The organism is uncultured Pseudoflavonifractor sp. (assembly GCA_904419835.1).
Classification (GTDB): domain Bacteria; phylum Bacillota; class Clostridia; order Oscillospirales; family Oscillospiraceae; genus Pseudoflavonifractor.
Window position 1 is genome coordinate 1 of sequence record CAJFTA010000071.1, and the last position, 10,265, is coordinate 10,265.

At 59.9% G+C, this 10,265-nt stretch carries 11 protein-coding genes; 9 read left to right on the forward strand and 2 right to left on the reverse strand.

Going from position 1 to position 10,265, the window contains the following annotated elements; translation table 11 throughout:
• On the reverse strand, window positions 1-698 hold a 698-nt coding region (locus QZY67_RS10700), incomplete at its 3' end, for a phosphodiester glycosidase family protein (protein ID WP_295370206.1).
• 263 nt (window positions 699-961) lie between these two features.
• On the opposite strand from QZY67_RS10700, the gene QZY67_RS10705 reads away from it, so the two are divergent.
• The 4 genes from QZY67_RS10705 (at window position 962) to QZY67_RS10720 (ending at window position 4,565) form a co-directional block, all read left to right on the forward strand.
• Window positions 962-1,219 carry a hypothetical protein gene (locus QZY67_RS10705; protein ID WP_295370208.1) on the forward strand — a complete coding sequence of 86 codons (258 nt, stop codon included), beginning with the start codon at window positions 962-964 and terminating at the stop codon, window positions 1,217-1,219.
• A gap of 21 nt (window positions 1,220-1,240) precedes the next feature.
• A complete protein-coding gene (locus tag QZY67_RS10710; protein WP_295370210.1) occupies window positions 1,241-2,872 on the forward strand; it encodes a recombinase family protein in 1,632 nt (543 codons plus the stop codon).
• A gap of 19 nt (window positions 2,873-2,891) precedes the next feature.
• The gene (locus QZY67_RS10715; protein ID WP_006572398.1) at window positions 2,892-3,641 is read left to right on the forward strand and encodes a metallophosphoesterase family protein; all 750 of its coding nucleotides are present in this window, start codon (window positions 2,892-2,894) and stop codon (window positions 3,639-3,641) included.
• A 192-nt stretch (window positions 3,642-3,833) separates the two neighbouring features.
• On the forward strand, window positions 3,834-4,565 hold the full coding sequence (locus QZY67_RS10720; RefSeq protein ID WP_295370212.1) for a plasmid pRiA4b ORF-3 family protein: 732 nt from the start codon (window positions 3,834-3,836) through the stop codon (window positions 4,563-4,565).
• A 725-nt stretch (window positions 4,566-5,290) separates the two neighbouring features.
• Here the strand turns inward: QZY67_RS10720 and QZY67_RS10725 are convergent.
• Window positions 5,291-5,485, reverse strand: a complete 195-nt coding sequence (locus tag QZY67_RS10725) for a hypothetical protein (RefSeq protein WP_294531704.1) — start codon at window positions 5,483-5,485, stop codon at window positions 5,291-5,293.
• A gap of 452 nt (window positions 5,486-5,937) precedes the next feature.
• Here QZY67_RS10725 and QZY67_RS10730 point away from each other — a divergent pair, with 452 nt between their 5' ends.
• From QZY67_RS10730 to QZY67_RS10750, 5 genes are read left to right on the forward strand one after another with little or no spacing between them, the layout of a single operon-like run.
• Window positions 5,938-7,104: a double-cubane-cluster-containing anaerobic reductase gene (locus QZY67_RS10730; protein WP_295370215.1), complete on the forward strand. Its 1,167-nt coding sequence runs from the start codon at window positions 5,938-5,940 to the stop codon at window positions 7,102-7,104.
• A complete protein-coding gene (locus QZY67_RS10735; protein WP_295370218.1) occupies window positions 7,101-7,871 on the forward strand; it encodes an acyl-CoA dehydratase activase in 771 nt (256 codons plus the stop codon). Before QZY67_RS10730 ends, QZY67_RS10735 begins: the two co-directional genes overlap by 4 nt.
• Before the next feature lie 49 nt (window positions 7,872-7,920).
• A complete protein-coding gene (gene yedF, locus QZY67_RS10740) occupies window positions 7,921-8,544 on the forward strand; it encodes a sulfurtransferase-like selenium metabolism protein YedF (RefSeq protein WP_295370220.1) in 624 nt (207 codons plus the stop codon).
• An 8-nt stretch (window positions 8,545-8,552) separates the two neighbouring features.
• Entirely contained in the window at window positions 8,553-8,795 is a 243-nt protein-coding gene (locus QZY67_RS10745) for a DUF3343 domain-containing protein (protein WP_295370222.1), read from the forward strand.
• Window positions 8,796-8,825: 30 nt separating this feature from the next.
• Entirely contained in the window at window positions 8,826-9,965 is a 1,140-nt protein-coding gene (locus QZY67_RS10750) for an aminotransferase class V-fold PLP-dependent enzyme (protein ID WP_295370224.1), read from the forward strand.
• The last annotated feature ends 300 nt before the right edge of the window (window positions 9,966-10,265 follow it).

Here is a 10,265-nt window from a genome sequence, read left to right on the forward strand (position 1 = left end):
TAGGCGCCCACCTTGCCGTAGCCGGTGCCGGGGCCGCTGCGGATGTTGACGCCCGCGCTGGGCGTCACGGTATACTGCTTGTCCATGGTGTCCTCCTTGCCGCTGTCCTCCGCCGTCAGCCAGACGCACAGGTAATTGTCCACCGGGCGGGTGGAGTCGATAACCCGCCCGCCGCCGAAGTCGCACTGACTGGAGCCGCCGCCGTCCAGCATGATAGCCGTCTCAGCTCCCAGAGTGTACAGCTCCTCCCGCAGCGCCTCAGGGGTGGCCGCGTCCGCCGTGCCGTCGCCGGAGCAGCAGAGGATGAGGTGCTCCCCGTCCAGGGCCATGGCCGTGCGGCCTCTCCGGCCCCCCAGCTCCGAGCCGTAGCTCAGGGCGTCGGTGATGCCCACCATGGGGGTGAGCAGCTCGTAGCCGCCGATGTAGCTGGCCCGCTCACCGGCGGGCAGGGCGCACAGCCTGATATCGCCGCCGCTGTCCCAGGCGTAGCCCCAGCAGCCCCAGCTCTCTTTCGCCCGCACCACTCCGTCCGCCTTCAGGTGGTGGGTGGGCCTGCCCAGGGCCTCAAAAAATCCGGCGTTGCAGATGAGGTCGGGCTGTTCCGCCGCCCTGACCTGCTCCAGGCTCCGGCCGCCGCCGGTCACCAGGGCCAGGCGTTTGATGTGTCCAAGTCGGACACGCTGGATGTACTTGCTCATGTAACCGCCTCCCACTGCCATTCAGTCCCGTCGCTGCCGGGGGCCCAAACACATGGGAGCATGTCCGACCTGCACAGGTAGGTGACGCCCTCATACAGTTCCATTAATTCACCGCCTCTTTTAAATCGAATTTACTGTATCTTCCAGCCTGTTTAGTATTTCTGCGTTCCCTTCTTTAGTCAAATGGAGCTTATCGCTTTGCCAATAGACACTTGCGTCTTTGGGGTTTATCGGACTGAAGAACGAAAAGCAGCAATCGCAGATTGGAAGGCTACCAACCCTCTGGAGAAGTGATCCGCCTGACCAACGCCATCAATCGCGCCCTGGAATCTCCCAATAAACCGGAGGAGGCGCTCTCTCTGATCTTGAAGGGCGCCTCGGCCCGATATGATTGCTGTCCCCCGGCAATTCCCATTCAAGAAGAAAACCACCCGCTGGCTGTGGATCAGAACCGCATCCGGCAGGTGGTCTCTTTTATTACAATTTCGGCAGAGAACGTGGTGGCTGTCGCCTTCCGATAGGCCGCCAGGAAAGGACAGGACATGGAACAGACACTGGAACGACGGGTGCGGGTCATCCCGGCAACGAAGAAGCTCACCGAGGCTGGAAGTTCCCGGCGCGGTAAGCAGCGGGTGGCCGCCTACTGCCGGGTGAGCACCGACAGTGAGGAGCAGCTTAACAGCTACGAAGCCCAAAAAGCCTACTACACGCAGAAGATCGAGGAAAATCCGGATTGGGAGCTGGCCGGCATCTTTGCTGACAAAGGGCTCTCTGGCACCAGCATGAAAAAGCGGGATGACTTCAAGCGGATGATCGCCGCCTGTAAACGGGGCCGGATCGACACCATCCTCACTAAGTCGCTCTCCCGGTTCGCCCGGAACACCGTGGACTGCCTGGATACGATCCGGATGCTGCGGGCCCGCGGGATTGGTGTCATCTTTGAAAAAGAAAATATCAATACACTCACTGAGTCCAGCGAATTCCTCATCACACTGTTCAGTGGCTTTGCCCAGGCGGAGAGTGAGTCCCTCAGCGAGAACATCATCCGGGGGAAAATGATGAGTATGCAGGCGGGCCATGTCCCATTCCAGTATAAGAAGCTGCTGGGCTACCGGAAAGGGGCGGATGGCCGGCCGGAGATCGACCCGGAGGAGGCGAAGACAGTGCGGAGGATTTACCGCCGCTATCTGGACGGATGCAGCCTGGCCCAGATCCAGCATGAACTGCAGGCGGATCATGTTCCCACCGCCCAAGCCATCCAGCGGTGGTCTTATCAGGTGATTCACAATATCCTCACCAATGAGCGGTACATCGGAGATGCCGTGCTGGGCAAGACATACACCACAGACTGTATCAGCAAACGGGTGAAAAAGAATACCGGAGAGCGGATGCAGAGCTATGTGGAGAACAACCACCCCGCCATTATCCCAAAAGAAATGTTTTATCGGGTACGGGAGGAGATGACTCGCAGAGCCAGCAAGCGAAAGGTGATGCAGCGGCACGGAAAGACGGAGCTGGGCAAATACTCCGCCAAATACGCCCTCTCTGAGCTCCTGGTATGCGGGGAATGCGGAACTCCCTATAGGCGGTGTACCTGGGCCAGGAACGGGAAAAAGCGCATCGTGTGGCGGTGCGTCTCACGGCTGGAGTTTGGGACGAAATACTGCCACAGCTCCCCCTCCATGGAGGAGGAGAAACTGCACCGGGCAATCCTGGAGGCTCTCAATGAGTTTGCCCAGGCGGGAAGCGAGGTCAAGGCGGATATGCTGGACTTCACCCGGCTGGTTTGGGCCGGCCAGGAGACGGATGGCACCAGCCTGCTCTCCCTCAAGCAGCGGCTGAACGACATCACGGCGGAGCAGGCCCTGCTACTGAATCAGGTGCTGGCAAACATGGATGACGAGATTCTCACCGCCCAGCTTAAGGCGCTGATGGACGAAAAACAAGCTATCCAAGAACAGATCATGTCCGCGGAGCAGAGCCAGACCCACAGTGCGGCCCAGGCATCCCGCATGGCGGAGCTGCGGGAATGGATGACCCACCTGGAAGTCAACACCGAATACCATGACGAGCAGGTACGCATGGCCGTGGAGCAGATCACGGTAGTGGACACGGAGACCATCCACATCAAATTCCGGTATCCGGGGCTGGAGATGGACAAGAAACTAAGCTGAGGAAGGAGCGTACAAAATCATGGCATTCTTTATCACAGGAGACACCCACGGAGACTTCCGGCGATTCCTGCCGGAGCGTTTCTATGAGCAGGAGACTTTGACCAAGGAGGACTTCGTCACGGTCTGCGGAGACCTGGGCGGCGTATGGTACGGAGATCATCGGGATGATGAGGGGCTGGACTTCCTGGAGCGCCGGCCCTTTACCACCCTCTTCGTTGCGGGGAACCATGAAAACTATGATGCCCTGCGGACATACCCACTGGAGGACTGGCACGGCGGGAAGATCCGCCGCATTCGGCCCTCGGTGCTCCTGCTGGAGCGCGGGCAAGTGTTTAACGTGGGCGGAAAACGGATCTTCGCCATGGGCGGAGCCAGCAGCCACGATGTCCAGGACGGCATCCTGGAGCCGGACGATCCCCAGTTTCTTCAAAAGCTCCAACGGCTCAACGCAAGAGGGGCGGCATTCCGGATCGACCACCGATCCTGGTGGAAAGAGGAGCTGCCCAGCCCGGAGGAGTACCAGGAAGCACGAAGGAATCTGGAACGTACAGGCTGGGAGGTGGACTACATCATCACGCACTGCGCGCCCACCAGCATCCAGAATGAACTGCTCCAGACGCTATCCAGGCCGGACGAACTCACAGACTTCCTGGAGGAGGTGCGGCAGCGGTGCCGGTTCCAATATCACTTCTTCGGACATTACCACGGCGATCTGGTGATCCGGCAGAAATATGTCCTGCTGTATGAGCAGATCCTACGGCTGAAATAAGACAGGAAGCCCCTCATTTTAAGGGAAAGCACGGGGACGGCGGATCGCCGTCCCCGTGCTTTCCCTTAAAACCACTGTGGCAGATGATTTCCGATATACAAAACCGAAAGAGAATGGTATAATGCAGGGAGTGGTACGAGGACAATTAGGATTCCATTTCGGACGAGAGAAAGGCGAGGAGGCGGACACTGGATGGCATCGCAGCCGATCTATCAGTTTTATGCTGAACTGAATAACTACCAGCCGAAGATATGGCGCCGGTTTCAAGTCCCAGGCAATATTACCATGGCCCGGCTGGGATACATCCTGATGACCCTGTATGAGATGCAGGCCAGCCACCTGTTCTGCATCACAGTCCCGGTTCGTGAAAACGCAAAATTAGATCCATCGCTGCCCGGCGCTGGTACTGTATTGCGAGACGGGATCTGGCGATTTGAGCTCAACAATGAGGAGCTGTTTCCGGGAGAAGGGGAAAAGTCCTTTGATGCTTCTGCCTACAAGATGCGCTCTGTCCTCCAGGGATGTACAGGCGAAAAACTGACCTTGGAATATGATTATGGCGATGGCTGGGAAATAGAAGTAACTCTGGAGACGATCTTGGAGGATAAGGAACTGCCGGGCCGTGAACTGCCGCGTGTGCTCGCCGGCGAGGGCTATGGGATCATAGAGGACTGCGGTGGAACTGGCGGACTGGAACGTCTGGCAGAGGCATTTCGCCAGAAAAACGGAGACGATTATGTGCATTATAAAAAGTGGCTGGGCCGGGATGACCTGGATCTGGACTCTTTTGATCTGGATGATATGAATCAGCGGCTTAAGAAAGTTCCTCGCATCTACACAGAATTGTATGAATATGGCTGCGCCCCCTCTCAGCGGTCTCTTGATTTTTTGGAGCGAAAATATCAGGACAACGCCAGACGCTGATAATGCGGGGGTTCGGATTGCTTGGTGTATTTTTCGCAAAAAGGACGAAACAGAAAAGTGACAATCCCGCAAACCGTTGCGCTGCAAGGCTTTGGAGTGTGCATCTTTTTTATCAACACATGACAGCTCGTCGCAAGCGACATATCGCTTGCGACGAGTTTTTTCATTTCATTGCAAAACTCATCGCGCGCTCATTTTGCTGCTCCTCGCTTCCAAACCAGACCCGCTTACGCTGGGCTCTGGTTTGGGTCCGCCGCAAAGCGGCGGCTTTTTCTTATCGCAAGGAAATATCGATTTTAACCGTCCCTTCCAAAAATCCCGAATGCGTTCGGGATTTTTACTTATTTCCTCTTCACGATTCCTTCTTCCTTATCTCCTCCCTGTCCACGGGATTTTTGGAAGAAGGAGGTAAATAGAATCGGGGATAGGTAGGGACCGGGGCTCAAACGCACCTCGGTCCAGAAGGCCGGCTATGTGGTTCTGTTTCTGTGCATCCGTTTTATGACTCGCGTTTCAAAATATCGATTTTAACCGCCCCGTCTATAAAGAGAGCCAGATAAACCAAAAGGGTCCGTCCGGCTCTCTTATAATCTCTCTTTCCTCCACCACGTCGCTGCGGGCGTCATATCGTTCACGGCAATTTTAAGGCAAAAAACGGCCCAATTCCGGTGATATATCCGGAATTGGACCGTTTTTATGCTTATATGGTTCTGCGTTTCCGCCGCTCACCACATGGGGTACCGGGCGCTGTCCGCCCGCAGCTGGCGTGTAATGGTACCGCACAGCTCACGGTAAAAGCGCAGATAGGTGGTTTTCTTGGCCCGCTGGACTTGCTGGAGCTGCTGGTATTCCCGCCAGCGCTGGCACTGTTTGTGGCATCCGGTCTGATAGTCGGGGCAGTTACCTTGACAGGGAAGCATAGCGCAGTCCTCCTCATAACCGAAATCGGGCCTGAGGGAAAAGCTGTGCCGCGTCCGTCTTCTCCAGAAGCAGGCCCTCTCAATGCTGTTTTTATGATAGCGCGTCTTCCCCTGCGCCGCCACCATCCCGGGGTAAATATGCCGTGAACTCTCTGTAAACTTCCCCTGCGCTCCCCGCTTTTCCAGCCCATGATTGATTGGATTTTTTAATCATTCAGCCGGAAGTTTCAATGTTTTAATAATAGATCTCCATCCGTTGACACAGGCGGTTTAGCCGTGCTACCGTTTTATGACAGAAGGTTTTCTCCATGGAGCCCATCACTTTTCCCCTGCGGCTTCGGGCATGCCATATAAAGAAGCATACCCGGGGAAGCGCGCCTTCCGTGCCCGCTCCCGGCCACTCCGTGGCCTATTATATTGTCTAGATTCTATGAAAAAGGGAGATGTCTGAGATGGAACAGACCAATATCAAGCTGCCCGCCGACTTTGAGACCTATGGAGAGGCCCGGAAGGCGGGCTTTCTGCGCATGAAACAGCTCAAGGACCAGGGCGCCCGGGTGGTGGGCATGTTCTGCTCCTTTGTGCCCACCGAGCTGGTGTACGCGGCGGGGGCCCTGCCCGTGGGGCTGTGCGCCTTCACCGAGGAGCCCATCCCCGCAGCCGAGGCCAACCTGCCCCGGAACCTGTGCCCCCTCATCAAGGCCAGCTACGGCTTTGCCCTCACCGATACCTGCCCCTACTTCTACTTCTCCGACTTTGTGGTGGGCGAGACCACCTGCGACGGCAAGAAGAAGATGTTCGAGCTGCTCAGCGAGCTCAAGGACACCTACGTCATGCAGCTGCCTCACAGCCGGGACGAGGCCGCCCTGGCCTTCTGGCGCGACCAGATCATCGCCTTCAAGGAGAAGCTGGAGGACTTTTACGGCATCACCATCACCGAGGACGACATCCGCCGGGCCATCAGGCGGAAGAACCGGGAGCGGGATGTGATGCTCCGCTACCTGGAGCTGGGCAAGCTGAACCCGGCCCCCATGAGCGGCTATGAGGTGGGCACCCGTGTGGACGCGGGCAGCTTCTCCTTTGACCTGGATCAGCGGTGCGACGAGATTGAGGCCCGGACGGCGGAGGTGCTGGAGCAGTGGAAGGCGGGCAGGGACAAGCTGCCCGCCGGCCGGCCCCGCCTGCTGGTCACCGGCTGCCCCAACGCGGGCGTACGGGAGAAGATCATCAGGGCCGTGGAGGAGCTGGGGGCCGACGTGGTGGCCTTTGACACCTGCAACGGCATCCGGGAAAAGGTGGAGAAGGTGGACGAGTCCGACCCGGATGTGTACCACGCCCTTGCTGTGAAGTATCTCAACATCAACTGCTCGGTGATGAGCCCCAACGACAGCCGCCGGGCATACATCGGGGAGATGATTGATTCCTACGCAGTGGACGGGGTGATTGAAATTGTGCTCCAATCCTGTCATACTTACGATGTGGAGGCTTTCTTCATCCGCCGCTTTGTCACCCAGGAAAAGGGCCTGCCCTACCTGAACATTGAGACCGACTATTCTCAGGCGGACAAGGGTCAGATCAACACCCGCCTTTCCGCCTTCCTGGAGACGATTGAGAAATGAAGTACTTTGCCGGAATCGACATCGGCTCCACCGCCTCCAAGGTTGTGGTGCTGGATGGGACGGACATGGTGGACCATTTTGTCCTGCCCACAGGCTGGAGCAGCAGGGAGACCGCCGGCGAAATCGCCCGCCGTCTGGAGGCGGGCGGCCATCCCGTGGGTGAGGACATGAAGGTCATCGCCACCGGGTACGGCCGGGTGTCGGTGGACTACGCGGCCAAGACGGTGACCGAGATCACCTGCCACGGCCGGGGCGGCCGGTACCTGCTGGGCCGGGACTGCACCATCGTGGACATCGGCGGCCAGGACACCAAGGTCATCACCGTGGAAAACGGCATGCCCTCCAGCTTTCTCATGAATGACAAGTGCTCGGCGGGCACGGGCAAGTTCCTGGAGATTATGGCGGGCCGTCTGGGCGTGGACCTGACCGAGCTGTTCACTCTGGCGTCGGCGGGCACCCCGCTGGCCATCAGCTCCATGTGCACCGTGTTTGCCGAGAGCGAGGTCATCAGCCACATCGGCGCCGGAGAGAAGCGGGAGGACATCGCCGCCGGCGTGGTGGACTCGGTGGTGAGCAAGGTGGCGGGTCTGTGCGCCCGGCATACCCTGAAGGGGGACGTGCTCCTCACCGGCGGCCTGTGCGACAGCGCCTACCTGGTGGACCGGCTGTCCCAGAAGCTGAGGCAGCCCGTCTTTACCCACCCCCTGGGCCGGTACGCCGGCGCTCTGGGTGCGGCCCTCATTGCCCGGGGCAAAGCCGCCGGGTAAACGATTTGTGTTAGAACCATCCATATCCAGAACAGGAGGACTGATTGATATGCTGAAAAAGGTAAACGCCATGGGAGATCCCTGCCCCATCCCGGTTATCAAGACCAAGAACGCCATCAAGGAGCTCGCCGGCTCCGGCACGGTGGAAACCCTGGTGGACAACGAGATCGCGGTGCAGAACCTGACCCGTCTGGCCAACAACAGCGGCTACGCCGTCAAGTCGGAGAAGCTGGGCGACAAGGAGTTCCGGGTGGTGATGGAGGTCACCGGCGCCCCCGCGGCCCAGACCGGGGAGGACGACAGCGAGACCTGCCTGGTGCCCGCCGGATCCGGCCGGAACGACACGGTGGTGGCCGTCTCCTCCGCCTGCATGGGCACCGGCAGCGACGAGCTGGGGGCCGCCCTGATGAAGAGCTTCCTCTTTGCCCTCACCCAGCAGGACACCCTGCCCAAGTCCATCCTCTTCTACAACGGCGGCGCCAAGCTGACCACCGAGGGCTCCGCCTCCCTGGAGGACCTGAAGAGCCTGGAGGCCCAGGGCGTGGAGATCCTCACCTGCGGCACCTGCCTGAACTTCTTTGGCCTGAGCGACAAGCTGCAGGTGGGCGGCGTCACCAACATGTACGACATCGTGGAGAAGATGAGCTCCGCCGGCCGGGTCGTCCGTCCCTGAGGGCCGCCATGCGGGAGAAAAAGCCGGCCCTTATCATCACCTTTTCCACCACCACCGACGCCATGGGCATGGAGCAGTTCTGCGGCAGGAGCGGCCTGCCCGGCCGGCTGATCCCGGTGCCCCGTGAGATCAGCGCGGGCTGCGGCCTGGCCTGGAAGGCCCCTGTGGAGGCCCGGGAGCAGCTTCTGTCCGCCATGGCGGACGCGGATATGCACTGGCAGGAGACCCGGGTGCTGGAGCTGTGGGTGTGACCCCGTAAAAACCATAGGAGATGAGTTCCCTTGATCTATCTGGACAACGCGGCCACCACCCGGCAGAAACCCCCCCAGGTCATTGACGCGGTGGTGAACGCCATGACCACCATGGGCAACGCCGCCCGGGGCGCCCACGGCAGCGCCCTTCAGGCCTCCCGTGCGGTGTATGACGCCCGGTGCAAGCTGGCGCGTCTGTTCCACTGTCCCCGGGCGGACCATGTGGTCTTTACCTGCAACTCCACCGAAGCCCTGAACATCGCCATCTGCGGCACACTGTCCCCGGGGGACCACGTGATCTCCACCGACCTGGAGCACAACTCCGTCCTCCGGCCCCTGTACCGGATGGAGGCGGAACGGAACGTGTCCCTCAGCTTTGTGTCTGCCGACCGGCGGGGCAATCCGGACATGTCCGCCTTCGAGGCCCTCATCCGCCCCGAGACCAGGGCCATCGTATGCACCCACGCCTCCAACCTGACGGGCAACATGGTTGACATCGCCCGGGTGGGGGCCGTGGCAAAGGCCCACGGCCTGCTCTTCATCGTGGACGCCTCCCAGACCGCCGGGGCCGCCCCCATCGACATGGATGCCATGGGCATCGACATCCTCTGCTTCACCGGCCACAAGGGCCTGATGGGCCCCCAGGGCACCGGCGGGCTGTGCATCCGTCCGGGGGTGGAGATCCGCCCCTTCAAGGTGGGCGGCTCGGGTGTGCAGTCCTACAGCAAAACCCAGCCGGAGGAGTACCCCACCCGGCTGGAGGCGGGCACCCTGAACAGCCACGGCATCATGGGTCTCTCTGCCGCCCTGGACTTTATCCAGGCCACCGGCGTGGAAAATATCGCCCGCCGGGAGGAGTCCCTGATGCGGCGGTTTTACGGCGGAGTGGCCGGCCTGAAGGGAGTCACGGTGTACGGCGACTTCACCCAGGCCCGCCGGGCCGCCATCGTGGCCCTGAACATCGGGGATATGGACTCCGGCGAGGTGTCCGACATCCTCAGCATGGACTACGGCATCGCCACCCGCCCCGGCGCCCACTGCGCGCCCCGGATGCACCGGGCCCTGGGCACCGCGGAGCAGGGCGCGGTGCGGTTCAGCTTCTCCTGGTACAACACCGGGGAGGAGGTGGACGCCGCCGTCCGGGCGGTGGCCGACCTTGCGGAGGGATAACAGAAAAGAATGCCGTTACTTTCGCGCCGCGCAACGGCGCAAAAGTCCTCGCTTCGCTCTCCGCAAGCCTTGCGCGGCAAGGCATTGCGGGGCATTCGATTCCACACGAGGCGGGCGGCTGCCCCCTCGCGCTCCCCCGCCCCGGCGTAGGCGAATGCGGTTCAACCGAAGTTTTTCGACACGCTAAAACGGGTGTGTTTTGTGAAGTGACCCCAAAAAGTTAGACAATATTTTTGAAGAAATTGTTCAAGCAACCGAAAGGGCTTGTTGTCTGTGGAGAGCAGGCGGCAAGCCCTTTAG